Origin of the sequence: Streptacidiphilus rugosus AM-16, from assembly GCF_000744655.1 — a bacterium.
GTDB classification, from domain to species: Bacteria; Actinomycetota; Actinomycetes; order Streptomycetales; family Streptomycetaceae; genus Streptacidiphilus; species Streptacidiphilus rugosus.
Window position 1 is genome coordinate 1,818,246 of record NZ_JQMJ01000004.1, and the last position, 14,277, is coordinate 1,832,522.

Sequence of the window (14,277 nt, forward strand, 5' to 3'; positions counted from 1 at the left end):
CCCATGACGTTCATGTCCGACTCGTCCTCGCAGCCGGCCAAGCCCGTGCAGACGCCGGCCGCCGCCGGTTACGCCATGCCCGCCGAGTGGGCTCCGCACGACCGCACCTGGATGGCGTTCCCGACCTCCAACGAGACCTTCGCCGGCGAGGAGCTGCACCTGGCCCGTCAGGCCTGGGCCAACGTCGCCAACACGATCGTCCGGTACGAGCCGGTCACCCTGATCGTCAACATCGGCGAGGCCGAGGCGGCGCGCGGCTACCTGGCCGAGGAGGTGGAGATCGTCGAGCGCCCGCTGGACGACGCGTGGATGCGCGACATCGGCCCGACCTTCCTCACCGACGGCAAGGGCGGCCTTGCCGCCGCCGACTGGATCTTCAACGGCTGGGGCGCGCAGGAGTGGGCCAGCTGGGAGAACGACCAGCACATCGCCGAGCGCGTCATCGAGCTGACGGGCGTGCAGCGCTTCGCCTCGCGCCTGATCAACGAGGGCGGCGGCATCCACGTCGACGGTGAGGGCACCGTGCTGCTCACGGACACCGTCCAGCTGGGCGAGGGCCGCAACAGCGACTGGACCCGCGAGCAGGTCGAGGCCGAGATCCACGCGTTCCTCGGCACCACCAAGGCGATCTGGGTCCCGCGCGGGCTGACCCGCGACTACCAGCGTTTCGGCACCCGGGGCCACATCGATATCGTGGCGGCCTTCCTCAAGCCCGGCACCGTGGTCGTCCACAGCCAGCCGGACCCGGCCCACCCCGACCACGAGGTGACCAAGGAGATCGCCGCCCTGCTGCGGGCCTCCACGGACGCCAGGGGCCGTGCCCTGGAGGTCATCGAACTCCAGGCCCCGACCGTCCTGTTCGAGGAGGACGGCGAGCCGGTCGACTACTCCTACATCAACCACTACCTCTGCAACGGCGCTGTCGTCCTCTGCGCCTTCGACGACCCGCGCGACCAGCAGGCCGCCGAGGTCTTCGCCCGCGTCTTCCCCGACCGCAAGGTCGAGCTCGTCGACGCCCGCGAGATCTTCGCGAACGGCGGCGGCATCCACTGCATCACCCAGCAGCAGCCGCGGGTGTGACGACGACGCCGTGACGGTGCCTGGCGCCGCTGGTGTCCCCCGGTGTTCTCGGTCTCGGTGCGCCTGTCAACCTTGTGGATCAGGTTCTGCCGTCGCCGTCGGACCGGTTCCGTCCGGTCCGACGGCGATCCACTGATCGAAACCGTGTTGCACGACGTTCCAGGACGAGAGGGGCTGAGCGCGCGTGGCCAGAGTGTCCGCCCGCAGGCCGGCCAGGCCGCGCGAGGAGGTCTTCGCGACGGCGATGGCGGCCATCGCCGCGCAGGGGCTGGCCGGGCTGACCATGGCCGGGCTGGGCAAGGAGCTCGGCATGAGCGGTGGCCATCTCCTGTACTACTTCGGGAGCAAGGACCAGCTGCTGCTGGAGACGCTGCGCTGGAGCGAGGCCCAGCTGGGCGAGCGCCGGCGCGAGGTGCTCGGCGGCGGCGCCTCGGCCACCGAGCGGCTGCGCGCGTTCGCGGCGCTCTACCTGCCGACCGGAGCCGGCGATCCGCGCTGGACGCTCTGGGTCGAGGTGTGGGGTCGCTCACAGGCGAGCGAGGAGATCCGGGCGGGCCAGGTCGAGATCGAGGCCGTATGGCGGGCCGATCTGGTCGAGCTGCTGCGCGAGGGGATCGCCGCCGGGGAGTTCCGGGCGGTCGAGCCCGAACGCTTCGCGGTTCTGCTGGGCGCGTTGCTGGACGGATTCGGCACGCCCGTCGTGGTGGGGCTGCCCGGAGCGGATCGGGATACCGCACTGGGGCATGTGGAGGGGTTTCTCCGGGAATCACTCCTTGTGCTGTGACCCGCACCATTGACGGACCGCCCGCGGATCGTCCGTGCCCGAACCTGATGTCCGCACACATGGACGAGGTTCGGCCACGTCGCATAGCATCAGCCGCCAGCCGCGTCACCAGAAACGCGGACCAGTCAAGGGGATCTCCGGTGCTCTGCCCGTCCTGTTCCGCCGCCGCCATCGACGCGTACGGCCGCTGTCCGAACTGCGGCTTCCAGGCCGGTCCGCCCGCCCAGCCCTACGCCGCCGCACAGCCCTACGCCGCCTACATGCCGCCGCCGGTGCTGGTCACGCCGACCGCCCCGGCCGGGATCGGGGTCGCGGCACAGATCCTGATCGCGATCAGCGGAGTCTTCTCGCTCATCTCCTTCGGGCTCGACATCTGGAGCTTCTCCGTCGCGAAGTCCGCCTTCGACGCGGGCTTCAACAGCGACGCGGTCGACCAGGCGGCCGCCGCGGCCGGCGTCGTGATCTTCCTGGCCGGTGTGCTGAACATCGCGACCGGGGTCGTCTTCATCATCTGGTTCTACAAGTCCGCCACGCTGGCCGCGATCCTCGCCCCCGGACGTCAGCCGCTCACGGCCGGCTGGGCGATCGGCGGCTGGTTCATCCCGCTCGGCTTCCTGGTCCTGCCGCGGATCGTCGCCGGCGGCATCTGGCGCGCGGCACGGCCGCTCGGCGCCGACCCGGTCGGACGGCGTCCGCGCACCTACCTGGTGACCTGGTGGTGGCTGGCCTTCGCCGTCGGCCAGTTCTTCTTCTCCTCGCGGACGATCACCGAGCGGAACCCCGCCGGTGCCCCCTCCGTCTCCTACCTGGCGGGCACCTACGCCCTGTCCATGCTGGTCGACCTGAGCTGGGTCGCCGCCTCGGTGCTGGGCATCCTGATGATCCGCAAGATCACCGCCATGCAGCAGGTCCGCATCCTCCAGGGCCCCGGCGTCGGCCACCCCTACGCGGCGCAGACCCCGGCGCAGGTCCCCTACGCCGCCTACGTGGACCCGGCCGCGCCGTACGCGGGCGCCCCCGTCGGCCCGTACAACGCGATGCCGCAGGCGATGCCCGCCCCGATGGCCGGCCAGCCCTACGCGCCCACGACCGCATGGCCGGCAGCGCAGCAGCAGCCCGTCCAGGCGCCCCAGGCTCCCACCGTCCCGCTGCAGGCCGCCGCCCCGGCCGCGGACGCGGCTCCGGCCACTCCCCCCGCGGACCCGGCGACCGTGGCGCTCACCAAGGCAGCGGAGGCGGAGCTTCCCACGCTGCCGCACCAGGCGGCCGCGCCGTCGGCGGAGTCGGAGGCCGGTGCGCAGGCCGAGGTCAGGACCGACCCGGTGACACTCGTGGAGCCGCAGGACGCCGTGCCGGGCGACGCGACGGTGATCTTCGAGAAGCGCGAGGGCTGAGAGGCCGGCTCCGCCGGTCACCCCGCCCCTTCCCGGCTACTCCTCCCAGATCGCGGCCGCCGTGCGGTCCGCCGAGTGTCCCTGCGCCCGGGCCTGGACCTGGCGCAGGAAGTCGACGCCGCTCGGCGCGTGCGGCAGCGACCAGTGTTCGGCCAGCAGCGCCGCCACCGCGGGCTCGGCACGCAGCGGCGCGGCCAGACCCTCTGAGCAGAGCAGCAGTACGTCGCCCGGCTCCGGCACGACGGCACGGAACCTGAACCGGTCCGGCTCGGCCGGCGTCGCCTCGGGGTCGCTGGTCAGACGGCGGCCCGCGTAGGCGTCGTACCAGGCGTCGTCCCCCAGAAGGAGCAGAGCGCCCGGTCCGGTGCCGAACCCGGCGCGGAGTCGGTTGGTCGGGTCCAGCGGTGCGATGAGCGCGTGCAGCGCGCCGCCCGCCCCGAGCTCGCGCGTCGCGCGGGCGGTGAGGCGCTGCAGGCCGTAGCGCAGCCGTTCCTGCGCGCCCTCGCGCAGGTCCGCGAGCAGTCCCGCGCGGCTGCGCCCGACGGCGGCGGCCAGCATGCGGGCGGCCGGCGCGACCTCGACGCCGGCCGGTCCTGCGGCGATGACGACGACGAGCAGTCCGTCCCCTCCTTCGCCGAAGCGCGCCACGAGCAGCCGGTCGGTGCGTGGCAGGCCGAGCGCACGCGCCTCCTCGCCGCGTGCGGTGGCGGCACGCAGGGTCATGCTGCCGTGGTGCGCGAGGTCGAGCGCGGTGTCCGGCACCAGCGCGGCGAGTGCGTCCGGATCGGCCTCCGGCAGCGCGTCGGGATCCGGCAGCCGTGCGCCGACCGGCGGGCGGTTCCGCCCCCAGCGCGCCGAGGCCCCGTCGGGGAGCGTGGGCGTGGGAACGTGCGGCGGTGGCGCGAGGGGTTCGCCGACCAGGGTCGGCGCCGGTGCGTCCGGGTCGTCGTCGTCCTGGCGGGGCGGGGCCGGCGGCGCGAGCAGTTCGTCCCCGAGCGCCGGGGGCGGCGCGGCGGGACGGTCGTCATCGCCGGGCCCGGGCGGACGCCCTGCTCGGTCCACGGCGTGCGCATCCCCGGCCTCGGGGTCCGCGGCACGATCCAGGCCCATCCCCGCGTCAAGGCCTGTCACCCGGTCCGGACCGGCGGACGCCGGAGCGGCCGGGACGGCGGGCCCGGGCTCCGGCACCGCGGCCGGGCGGCCCGGCGCACTCGGCTCGGCGACCTTCTCCTCCGACTGTCGGTCGGGGCGGGCGGCCTCCGTGCGGAGCTCCGGGCGGGGGGCGACCACGCGCGGGTCCGCGGAGACGCGGGGCGGCCGGGAGGGCCGGGGCGGGATGAGCGGAATCGGCGGGATCTGCGGCGGTGCCGGTGTCCGCGGGACCGGCGGGGTGTCCGGAGGCGGCGGGAGCGTGGGGTCGTCGGGCTGCGCGGGGATGACGGCGGCGTCCGCGGGGGCGGTGTCCTGGACGGCGTCGGGGGCGGGTGCGGGCGGGGGCACGGTCGCGCCCATCGCGCCCAGTGCGGAGGCGAACCAGTCGTCGATCGTCCCTGCCCGCGCGGCCGACGCGGAGTCGACGCCTCCCGGTCCGTAGACGGCATCCCACCACGCGTCCTCCGGCTGCCGTGTGCCGGGGCTCGGCACACTCTGGTCGCGTCGGTCGCTCATGATGCTGCCGCCTCCGTCCGGTGCCTCCGGGATGGACGCCATTGTCCACGGGCGGGGCCGGTTCCCGGCGCGGAACCGGCGAATGAGAACACGACCGGGCCAACCGAACGAAGGTATCCGGACAATCCCGCCGAGGGATCGGGCTGCCGTTCGACTACCCCCGACCGCCGCAAGCAGGCATGATGATCACGTCGTTGCCCGGACCGTCAGGAACCGGCCGGATCGCAGCAGGGAGGAGGGTGTCCGGAGCATGCTGGAGTTCGTCGGACTGAACGAGCGCGCCGAGCTCGTCTACCGGAACCTGCTCTCACTCGGCGCCGCCACCCCCGCCGACCTCGGCGAGCGGCTCTCGCTCCCGACCCCGCTGATCCGTCACGCGCTGGCCGACCTGGAGGCCGCCGGTCTGGCCGCCGCCTCGGCGTCGGTCGCGGACCACTACGTCGCCGCCCCGCCCGGTGTCGCGCTCGCCCCGGCGCTGTCCCAGCGCCGTCACGAGCTGCACGAGGCGGAGCGCATGGTCGAACTGCTCGCCGAGGAGTACCGCCGCAACGGCGCCGCCGCGTCCGGCGTCGCGGATCTGGTCGAGGTCGTCACCGGCATCTCGGCGGTGCGGCACCGATTCGAGCAGATCCAGCTCGGGACCGAGGAGGAGCTGCTCGCGCTGGTGACCGACGCGCCCGTCGCCGTCCGGCCCGAGGAGAACGCCGCGGAGGACATCGTCGTCGCGCGCGGCGTCATCCACCGCACGGTGCTCTCGCGGGCCAGCCTGGCGGAGAGCCAGGTGATGGCCCAGATGGCGCTCGCACTCGGACGCGGTCAGCAGGTCAGGGTCGCGGACTCGGTGCCCACCAAGCTGATCATCGCCGACCGCAGGATGGCGATGCTGCCGCTGCGCCGACTGGAGTCGCCGGGAGAGCCCGCTGCGCTGCTGGTGCGTGCGCCCGGCCTGCTGGAGGCCCTGATCGGGCTGTTCGAGCAGAGCTGGCGGCTGGCCTTCCCGGTCCGCTTCTCCTCGGACGCGGGCCTGCCGGTCGAGGACGTCGCCGACCAGCCGGACCACGTCGACCTGCAGATCGTCTCCTTGCTGCTGGCCGGCCTGACCGACGCCAGTGTGGCCAAGCAGCTGGACCTCGGGTTGCGCACGGTGCAGCGACGGGTGCAGCGGCTGATGATGCTGACCGGCGTCACGACCAGGATGCAGCTGGGCTGGCACGCCTACGAGAAGGGCTGGGTCGCCCGTTAGGCTTCTCGCCATGCCAGAACCTGTCGATCATGCCGCTGCCGCCGGCGACCACCTCGTCTCCGTGGACCCGGTGCAGGTGCAGCGACTCACCGACGCCGTCACCCGGCTGCGCCGCGCCCTGCGCAGCAGCATCCGCACCGACTATCCGTGGGAGTCGCTGCCGATGGCGCAGGTCGAACTGCTCCAGACGCTGGCCTCCGGCCCTTTGCGGGTGGGCGAGTTGGCGGCGCGTCAGCGGCTCGCGCCGAACACCGTCAGCGGCCTGGTGAGCCGGATGCTGGACGCCGGCTTCGTCGACCGGCAGGCCGACCCCGGCGACCGCAGGACCGCGCGCATCGCGCTGACCGAAGCGGGCCACCGTCAACTGGCGGACTGGCAGCGGGCGCACGAACGGCGCATCGCCTCCGCCCTCGACGCGCTCACGCCGGAGGACAGCGCGGCGGTCCTGGGCGCGCTCGGCGCGCTGGAACGCCTGGCGACGGCGCTCGGCGAGGACGAGTCCCGCTGATCCCCCGCCCCCGAGGCGCGTGCCGCTCCCCCGTCCGGCCGGGTCGCCAGGGGCTCAGCCTTCGAGGTCCAGCAGGATCTGCTTGGCCTCAAGACCCGCGGCGAAACCGGTGAGTGAGCCGTTGCTGCCGACGACCCGATGACAGGGGCGGATGATCAGCAGCGGATTGGCCCCGACGGCCCCCGCCACCGCCCGCACCGAGGTCGGCGGCAGGCCGGCCGCCTGGGTGAGCTCCTTGTAGGTGACGGTCGCGCCGAACGGGATGTCGTCCAGCGCGCGCCACACCCGCTGCCGGAACTCGCTGCCGGGCGGGGCCAGCGCCAGGTCGAACTCCTTGCGCTCGCCGGCGAAGTACTCGCGCAGCTGCGCGACCGCCGCGGCCAGTCCGTCCGGATCGGGGGTCCAGTCGGGATCGGGCGCGACCGCCGCGCCCTTCTGGACGGGCCCGTACAGGGAGGTCACCCGTCCCTCCTCGTCGGCGGTGAGCTGGAGCAGGCCCAGCGGGGAGTCCATCGTCGTGTAACGGGTCATCACACACCTGCCTTCGTCGTCGTCATCTGCTTCGCCTGCCGCTTCTCCGCCTCGAACGCACCTGCCGCAGACCAGAGTTGGTGGACCGCGTACGAGCGCCACGGGCGCCAGGCGTCGCTGTCGGCGTTCTCCGCCGCACCGGCCGCGCGCAGGCCGTGGCGGACCCCGATGTCGCTCGGGAGGTAGGCGTCGGGGTCGGCGAGGGCCCGCATCCGGATGTAGCCGACCGTCCACGGACCGATGCCCGGCAGCGCGAGCAGTTGCGCACCCGCCGCATCGCGGTCGACGCCCGGATCCAGTCGCACGCTGCCGTCCGCCAGCGCCGCGCAGAGGCCGCGGACCGCCCGCCGCCTCGACGCGGGCATGGCCAGGTCGGCGTCGTCCGCGTCGGCCAGCGCGGCCGCGCTCGGGAACAGGTGCGTGAGGCCGCCGCTCGGCGCGGCGAGCGGCGTGCCGTAGCGGGCGGCCAGCCGGCCCGCGAGGGTGCGCGCGGCGGCGACCGTCACCTGCTGGCCGAGCACCGCGCGGACCGCGAGTTCGTGCGGGTCGACGTGACCGGGCGAGCGCAGGCCCGGCCGTGCGGCCACGAGCGGGCCGAGGGCCGGATCCGCTCCCAGCACCTCGGCGACGGCCTCGGGGTCGGCGTCCAGGTCGAAGAGCGCGCGCAGCCGCTGGACGCCCGTGGTCAGGTCGCGCAGCTCGCCGAGGCGCAGCCGGGCGTCCAACCAACCCTGCGGGGCGGTGGGTTCGTCGACCTCCGCGACGGCGGGGCCGTGGGGCAGCGCGAGGGTCCGGCGGTAGGTGCGGGTGCCCGTCCGCGGGTCGACCGTGGTCTCCTCGACACCGGGGACCGCGCGGACCGCGAGGAAGTCGAAGATCGCTGCCGTGTCGAAGGGCTGACGGTGGGCCAGCCGGAGCGGGATGCTGCCCTCCACGACGGGTCGGCGGCCGGTGCGCACCCGCAGCTCCATCGGGGTCATCGCGTAGACCTCGCGGATCGTGTCGTTGAACTGGCGGATGCTGGAGAATCCCGCGGCGAAGGCGACCTCCGTGACGCTGAGATCCGTCGTCTGCAGCAGCAGGCGCGCGGTCTGGGCGCGCTGCGAACGGGCGATCGCCAGCGGACCGGCGCCGAGCTCGGCGTGCAGCTCGCGGCTGAGGTGGCGTTCGCTGTAGCCCAGTCTGGCGGCCAGACCGGCGACGCCCTCGCGGTCGACGACTCCGTCGCCGATCAGCCGCATGGCGCGGCCCACCAGGTCGGCCCTGATGTTCCACTCGGGCGAGCCGGGGGCGACGTCCGGACGGCAGCGGCGGCAGGCCCGGAATCCGGCGCCCTGGGCGGCGGCCGCGGTGGGGTAGAAGGTGATGTTCTCGCGTTTCGGTGTACGGGCCGGGCAGCTGGGTCGGCAGTAGATGCCGGTCGTCCGCACGGCGGTGTAGAACACGCCGTCGTGGCGAGCGTCCTTGCTGCTCACGGCCCGGTAGCAGGCGTCCTCTTGCATCATCACGCCTTCCAGTGTGCGGCATCCCGCGACCGGTCACTGGCGGGAATCGGACACGGCAGTACCCGGCCAGAGGATGGCGGGATCTTCACGACAGCGGGCGTTCTCGCCACTCGTTGCGGGTGCGCGCCGGTCGCAAGAATGAGGTCATCGCCCCGGAGCACGGGCCGCGACACCGGGCCCGACCGGGCCCCACCAGGACCTCGACCGAAAGACGTGACGACGATGACCAGCGCCAGCGCCGTTCTCAGCGTTCCCGCCGCCGACCCGGCCACCGCCGCCGCCCACTACGCCGCCCGCCTCTCCTTCGAGGCCGACGTCTCCGACGTCCACTCCGACCTCGCCTCCGGCGTCACCGGCGTCGTGGTCGTCGACTCCCGCAGCGACGCCGCCTGGGCCCAGGGCCACATCCCCGGCGCGATCCACATTCCCACCGCCCGCATCGCCGAGCTGGCCCCCACCCTGATCGACCCCGCCACCACCGTGGTCACCTACTGCTGGGGCCCCGGCTGCAACGGCGCCACCCGCGCCGCGCTCGCCTTCGCCCGGCTCGGCTACCCGGTCAAGGAGATGATCGGCGGCTTCGAGTACTGGGTCCGCGAGGGCTTCGCCTTCGAGTCGTCCCGCGGTGAGGAGCAGCGCCCGATCGACGACCTCACCGCGCCGCGCTCCGGCATCGCCTGCGCCTGCTGAGGCGAACGTCCGCAGATGGGCGAACCGGCCGCGGGTACAGGGCGGCAGCCCCGCACCCGCGGCCGGTTCGCCGTCGCGTCACGCGTCGGGCGGGGTGGCGAGCTTGAACTCGTAGCCGATCGGGTCGATCAGCCCGGCCATCCGCCCGAAGGGCGTGTCCGCGGCCGGCTCCGTCACCCGCGCGCCGGTCGAGAGGGCCGCGGCCACGGTGGCGTCGACGTCGCGCACCTGGAAGTAGGGCCGCCAGTGCGGGATGTCCACCTGCTCCACCTCCAGGATTCCGGCACGCGGCTGCCCGCCCACCTTCAGCGTCCAGTACCGCATGCCGGGCGCGTCCATCTGCTCGACCTCCGCGCCCAGCAGCGCGCCGTAGAAGTCCGCCGAGGTCTTCCCCTCGGTCGTGACCAGTTCGAGCCAGTACAGGGACCCGGGAACTCCGTGAACCTCGAAGCCGGGGAACGGACCGGCCTGCCACAGTCCGAACGCCGCACCGGCCGGGTCGGCGCCGTGGCCGAAGCGCCCGACCCCGGGAGCGTCCATCCCCGCGACGACGACCTGTCCGCCCAACGACCCGATCCGCGAGACTGTCGCGTCGACGTCGTCCACGGCGAAGTATCCGGTCCACGGCATCACCGGCGCGTCCGGCGGCATCAGCCCCACCCCTGCCACGGCCTTCCCGCCGACCTGCTGCACGGCGTACCTGTTCTGATCCTCCGGCAGCGGATCACCGGACCAGCCCAGCAGCGGCTGGTAGAACCGCAGCAAGTCGTCCTGCCTGCTCAGGAGTGTGTCCAACCAGCACACCGCACCCTGAGGGTGCGGCAGCGACGTCTCGGGCATGGTCCCTACCTCCGGTTTCCCGACCGTTCGTCACCTACGGTGAGCAGACTGCCACGCACGCGGACCCCATGCCAGCAGGACGAGGGTGCGGCGCGGGCCGCGGGCTCAGCCCTGCCGGTAGTAGGCCTCGATCGGGACGCGGGCCTCGTCGAAGAGAGCCGGTCCCTCCTGCGGGACGACGGGCCAGGCGGAGGAGGGGTTGAGGGCGACGAGCTGGTCGGTCGCCAGGGCGTAGACGACGCGGCCGAGGCCGGAGCGGACGATGGCGCCGGTGCACATGCCGCAGGGCTGGCAGCTCGTGTACATGGTGGTGCCGGCGGCCGCGGCGGGGTCGAGTTCGCGGGCGGCCCAGCGGGCGAGCTTCAGTTCCGGGTGGGCGGTGATGTCGTCGTCGCGGCGGACGGTGTTGTGCGCCTCGACGAGGATCCGGCCGTCCGCGTCGGCGAGCAGGGAGCCGTAGGGGGCGTCGCCCAGGGTGACCGCGTGGGCGGCGATGGCGACGGCGCGGCGCAGCAGGGTCTCGTCAGCGGTGGTGATCACGGTCATGGCCTCAAGTGTGCGGCACGGGTGCTGACTGTGCGCCAGGGACCACACGGAGACGCTCGTGGGCCGGGCCGGGCCGGCTCGTCTCGGCGGCCCGGCCACGAGCGTCGTCCCCGAGGTCAGTGGTAGGCGACCGAGACCGTGGCGAAGCCCAGCGAACGCAGCAGGCCCTGGAGCATCAGGGTGGTGTTCTGCTGGGCCCTGGTGGTGAGTCCGCTGGCCGAGGCAGCCGACTGGATCCGGTTGACCGCGACCACGTTCAGCATGCGCTGGTCGTTCGGGTTGCCGGTGAAGAACTGGCCGATGCGGTCGAGCAGGCCGCGCTCCTGGGCGACGATGTAGGAGTGGTTCGCGTCCAGTGCGGCCGAGGCCAGTTGGGCGTGCGGGAGGGTGATGGTGGCCGTGCGGCGGTCCGGGGAGACCGTGACGGCGGCCTTGGAGAGGTCGACGTAGGAGTCGACCGTTCCCGCCGCGACGTAGAGGGTGCGGCTGCCGAGGACCGCGGAGGGCATGAAGGTCGCCTCCTTGTCGATGTCGACGACCACTTGGAAGTTGCCCGCAGCCGCGTCGTAGCGGCTCATGTCCTGGACGGACTGGAGCACCGCGGGGCCGCTGCGATCGGTCGTCTTCTCGCCGAAGGGATTGGGCAGTCCGGGAAGCCAGTTGAAGTGCCCGGCGGCGACGAAGAGCGCGGTGATCAGCGCGAAGGTGATCGGGACGCTCACGTACCAGGGCACTCTGCGGCGGCCGTTCGCGTTCGCGTTCACTGTCTCCTCCTGTGGAGTCCGGGGTCGCGGGACCGCGCCCCCGGACTGCTTCTACCCCCGCCGGACCGGCTCAGCAGGAGCGGAGTCGACAGAACGGCAACAACCGCAACAGCCTTGTCACGACAGCCTTCTGGCCGCCCTCGCAGTGCCGCCGCGCGCCTTCCACACGCGCCGCAGCTCGGCGCGGACGCGGGCGTCCGCGCGGGCCGCCATGCGCTGGTTCTCGCGCTGGAGCTTGCGGTAGCTGTCGAGCCGACGGAAGGTCAGCGTGCCCTCGTCCAGGGCCTGCCGGACCGCGCAGCCGGGCTCGCTCTCGTGGCTGCAGTCGGCGAAGCGGCACTCCCCCGCCAACTCCTCGATCTCGGCGAAGACCTCTTCCAGGCCGTCGTCCGCCGCCATCACGCCCACGCCGCGCAGGCCGGGCGTGTCGATCAGGACGCCGCGTCCGCCGGGCAGCGGCAGCAGTTCGCGGGTCGTGGTGGTGTGCCGGCCCTTGCCGTCCACGCCGATCGACCGGACGCTCATCGCCTCCTCGCCGACGAGCGCGTTGAAAAGCGTGGACTTGCCGACGCCGGACTGCCCGAGCAGCACCGTGCTGCCGCCGAGGGCGGCGGCCAGCGCGTCCACGCCCCGGCCGGTGGCGGCGCTGACGGCGTGGACCGGGACGCCCGGCGCCACGGCTTCGACGTCCTCGCGGATCTGTTCGGCGTCGGGTGCGAGGTCGGCCTTGGTGAGCACGACCAGCGGCGCCGCCCCGCTCTCCCACGCCAGTGCGAGGAAGCGCTCGATCCGGCCGAGGTCGGGCTCGACCGCGAGCGAGGCGGCGATCAGGACGGTGTCGACGTTGGCCGCGAGCACCTGTCCCTCCGAGCGCCGTGAGGCGCCGGAGCGGACGACGGCCGTCCGGCGTGGGAGCAGCGCCCGCACATGGGCGCCGGTGGCGCCGGCGCCGTGGGCGACGACCGCCCAGTCGCCGGTGCAGATGATGCGCACCGGATCGCGCGGCGTGACGAGCGCGGTGTCGGCGCGGACGACGCCGTCCGCGGTGACCACGTCGCACAGCCCGCGGTCGACGCGGGCAACCCGGCCGGGCACCAGGCCCTCCTCGGCGTACGACGCGAAGCGGAGCTGCCAGGCGTCGTCCCAGCCGTAGGACGCGAGCGGGTCAGGAAAGGGGTGAGCGGAAGTGTGGAGCAGGGAAGACAAGAGAGGCCCTTCGAGGGGTGGGAGAGACGGTCCGCTGCGTGTCGTAGACGGTCATCGGCTTCCTCACCTCCTGGGCTTCCCGTGTCGGCTCACGGCTGACAGCGACGTTAGTGGGCGGCGCCGCCCTGGGCCACCGAATTTTCCGACGCGCCCTGCACCCTGAGCTCGGTGCTCCACGCCCCGGTGCGCCTGTGCTCCGGGCCGCGGCCGGCAATCCGCGTCAGCGGGGCCGACTCTCGCCCTCTCCCACGTCGCCCGTCTCGTCGCCGGCACCGGGCCCCTCGAACGGCGAGGGGTAGCGGCCGCGCCGTCGGCCCTTGGACTGGATCCGGCCGCGCACGTCCTCAGGGGGCAGGAAGTCCGCCCAGCGCTCGGGGTACTCGGCGGGCGCCTCGGGCTCGCCCTCGTCCTCGGGCCGCGGCGGGTACGCGGCGCGGTTGCGGTTGGCGGTGCGGCGGGCCTCGGCGCGCCGTATCACTTCGAGCGCCGCCTCCTCGCGGGCCTTCTCGTTCGCCGCGCGGGCCTGCGCGGTCTCGCGGGTCGGCCACATCCGGTCGATCGCCGCGTTCATCGCCGCGCCGATCAGCACGGCCAGTGCGGTCACACCGAGCCACAGCAACACCGCGACCGGCGCGGCCAGCGAGCTGTAGACGGTCGGTCCCTCGACCGAGTGGACCAGGTAGAGGCGGAGGAAGATGCTGCACACGAAGAAGACGACCAGCGCGACTATCGCGCCGGGCACGTCCTCCTTCCATGCCGTCCGCACCGGCACGGCCACGTGGTAGAGCGTCGTCATGAAGCAGACGGAGAGCAGGATCGCGCCCGGCCAGTAGAGGGCGTGCACCAGGTCGGTCACTGCGGGGAACCAGCGCACCAGGGTGTCCGGGCCCGCGATCACCAGGGGCCCGATCACCGTCCCTGCCACCAGCGCGACGATGTAGAGGCCGAGCGAGAGCAGCCGGGTGTGCACGATGCCGCGCTGGTCCTCCAGGCCGTACATGATCGTGACGCTGTCCACGAAGACGTACAGCGCCCGCGAACCCGACCAGAGGGCCAGCACGAAGCCGATCGAGATCAGGTCGGGCCGACCGCCGCTGAAGACGCTGTTGAGCAGCGGGGTCACGGTCTGGTGCACGGAGGCGGGGGTCAGGAAGGTCCCCGCGGCGCGGAGGATGTCCGCCTCCAGCTTGTCGATCACGCCCTGGCTCAGGTAGCCGAGCGTGCCGGCGACGCAGAGCAGCAGCGGGGGGACGGACATGAGCGTGAAGAAGGCCACCTCGGCGGCGAGGCCGGTGACCCGGTACTCGATGCAGGTGTTGGTGGTGTCCTTGATCAGCTTCCAGGCGATGGCACGATAGGAACGGCCGCCGCGTCGTCGCGTCGCGCGCCGACCGACCCTGGCCCGATGCCGGGCTTTGGCTGAGGATTCGCCTGCTGGTTGCACAGGGCCAACCTATCGGCCCCGGAGACTCCGACCGGATTCGGTGGAGTCCGAGTCGACTCCTGGTGGAGAGTGGT

At 73.3% G+C, this 14,277-nt stretch carries 14 protein-coding genes; 6 read left to right on the plus strand and 8 right to left on the minus strand.

Going from position 1 to position 14,277, the window contains the following annotated elements; genetic code table 11:
- The first annotated feature begins 3 nt into the window (after positions 1-3).
- The 3 genes from BS83_RS17400 to BS83_RS41885 all read left to right on the plus strand — a co-directional run bounded on the left by BS83_RS17400 (position 4) and on the right by BS83_RS41885 (position 3,258).
- On the plus strand, positions 4-1,080 hold the full coding sequence (locus tag BS83_RS17400; protein WP_408641013.1) for an agmatine deiminase family protein: 1,077 nt from the start codon (positions 4-6) through the stop codon (positions 1,078-1,080).
- 244 nt (positions 1,081-1,324) lie between these two features.
- Positions 1,325-1,864 (plus strand): TetR/AcrR family transcriptional regulator, encoded by a 540-nt coding sequence (locus BS83_RS17405; RefSeq protein WP_084714977.1) that lies wholly within the window; start codon positions 1,325-1,327, stop codon positions 1,862-1,864.
- A 140-nt stretch (positions 1,865-2,004) separates the two neighbouring features.
- Positions 2,005-3,258 carry a DUF4328 domain-containing protein gene (locus BS83_RS41885; protein WP_051943222.1) on the plus strand — a complete coding sequence of 418 codons (1,254 nt, stop codon included), beginning with the start codon at positions 2,005-2,007 and terminating at the stop codon, positions 3,256-3,258.
- A 36-nt stretch (positions 3,259-3,294) separates the two neighbouring features.
- Here the strand turns inward: BS83_RS41885 and BS83_RS41890 are convergent, their stop codons facing one another.
- Complete coding sequence (locus BS83_RS41890) at positions 3,295-4,926, minus strand: hypothetical protein (protein ID WP_157597216.1); 1,632 nt, start codon at positions 4,924-4,926, stop codon at positions 3,295-3,297.
- Between the two features lie 250 nt (positions 4,927-5,176).
- Between BS83_RS41890 and BS83_RS17420 the strand changes: the two genes are divergently transcribed.
- Complete coding sequence (locus tag BS83_RS17420; protein WP_037604671.1) at positions 5,177-6,169, plus strand: helix-turn-helix domain-containing protein; 993 nt, start codon at positions 5,177-5,179, stop codon at positions 6,167-6,169.
- A 10-nt stretch (positions 6,170-6,179) separates the two neighbouring features.
- Entirely contained in the window at positions 6,180-6,677 is a 498-nt protein-coding gene (locus BS83_RS17425; RefSeq protein WP_084713621.1) for a MarR family winged helix-turn-helix transcriptional regulator, read from the plus strand.
- Between the two features lie 54 nt (positions 6,678-6,731).
- On the opposite strand, the gene BS83_RS17430 is transcribed toward BS83_RS17425, so the two are convergent.
- Complete coding sequence (locus BS83_RS17430) at positions 6,732-7,208, minus strand: methylated-DNA--[protein]-cysteine S-methyltransferase (protein ID WP_037604673.1); 477 nt, start codon at positions 7,206-7,208, stop codon at positions 6,732-6,734.
- Positions 7,208-8,713, minus strand: coding sequence for an AlkA N-terminal domain-containing protein (locus BS83_RS17435; protein ID WP_051943226.1), 1,506 nt, complete (start codon positions 8,711-8,713; stop codon positions 7,208-7,210). Before BS83_RS17435 ends, BS83_RS17430 begins: the two co-directional genes overlap by 1 nt.
- Positions 8,714-8,935: 222 nt before the next feature.
- Here BS83_RS17435 and BS83_RS17440 point away from each other — a divergent pair, with 222 nt between their 5' ends.
- On the plus strand, positions 8,936-9,403 hold the full coding sequence (locus BS83_RS17440) for a rhodanese-like domain-containing protein (protein ID WP_037609268.1): 468 nt from the start codon (positions 8,936-8,938) through the stop codon (positions 9,401-9,403).
- 78 nt (positions 9,404-9,481) lie between these two features.
- On the opposite strand, the gene BS83_RS17445 is transcribed toward BS83_RS17440, so the two are convergent.
- From BS83_RS17445 to BS83_RS17465, 5 genes are all read right to left on the minus strand, one after another.
- Complete coding sequence (locus BS83_RS17445; RefSeq protein ID WP_157597218.1) at positions 9,482-10,198, minus strand: VOC family protein; 717 nt, start codon at positions 10,196-10,198, stop codon at positions 9,482-9,484.
- A 150-nt stretch (positions 10,199-10,348) separates the two neighbouring features.
- A complete protein-coding gene (locus BS83_RS17450; RefSeq protein WP_037609269.1) occupies positions 10,349-10,783 on the minus strand; it encodes a nucleoside deaminase in 435 nt (144 codons plus the stop codon).
- A 122-nt stretch (positions 10,784-10,905) separates the two neighbouring features.
- On the minus strand, positions 10,906-11,553 hold the full coding sequence (locus BS83_RS17455) for a DUF4230 domain-containing protein (protein ID WP_037604676.1): 648 nt from the start codon (positions 11,551-11,553) through the stop codon (positions 10,906-10,908).
- 117 nt (positions 11,554-11,670) lie between these two features.
- Positions 11,671-12,750 carry a ribosome small subunit-dependent GTPase A gene (gene rsgA, locus BS83_RS17460; protein WP_157597533.1) on the minus strand — a complete coding sequence of 360 codons (1,080 nt, stop codon included), beginning with the start codon at positions 12,748-12,750 and terminating at the stop codon, positions 11,671-11,673.
- Positions 12,751-12,979: 229 nt separating this feature from the next.
- Positions 12,980-14,203, minus strand: coding sequence for a YihY/virulence factor BrkB family protein (locus tag BS83_RS17465; protein WP_063774184.1), 1,224 nt, complete (start codon positions 14,201-14,203; stop codon positions 12,980-12,982).
- Positions 14,204-14,277: the final 74 nt, after the last annotated feature.

Bases quoted from the DNA above. Each gene is read 5' to 3' on its own strand.
- BS83_RS17400 (WP_408641013.1), top strand. From the start codon at position 4: ATGACGTTCATGTCCGACTCGTCCTCGCAGCCGGCCAAGCCCGTGCAG.
- BS83_RS17405 (WP_084714977.1), top strand. From the start codon at position 1,325: ATGGCGGCCATCGCCGCGCAGGGGCTGGCCGGGCTGACCATGGCCGGG.
- BS83_RS41890 (WP_157597216.1), bottom strand. From the start codon at position 4,926: ATGAGCGACCGACGCGACCAGAGTGTGCCGAGCCCCGGCACACGGCAG.
- BS83_RS17425 (WP_084713621.1), top strand. From the start codon at position 6,180: ATGCCAGAACCTGTCGATCATGCCGCTGCCGCCGGCGACCACCTCGTC.
- BS83_RS17430 (WP_037604673.1), bottom strand. From the start codon at position 7,208: ATGACCCGTTACACGACGATGGACTCCCCGCTGGGCCTGCTCCAGCTC.
- BS83_RS17440 (WP_037609268.1), top strand. From the start codon at position 8,936: ATGACCAGCGCCAGCGCCGTTCTCAGCGTTCCCGCCGCCGACCCGGCC.
- BS83_RS17435 (WP_051943226.1), bottom strand. From the start codon at position 8,713: ATGATGCAAGAGGACGCCTGCTACCGGGCCGTGAGCAGCAAGGACGCT.
- BS83_RS17420 (WP_037604671.1), top strand. From the start codon at position 5,177: ATGCTGGAGTTCGTCGGACTGAACGAGCGCGCCGAGCTCGTCTACCGG.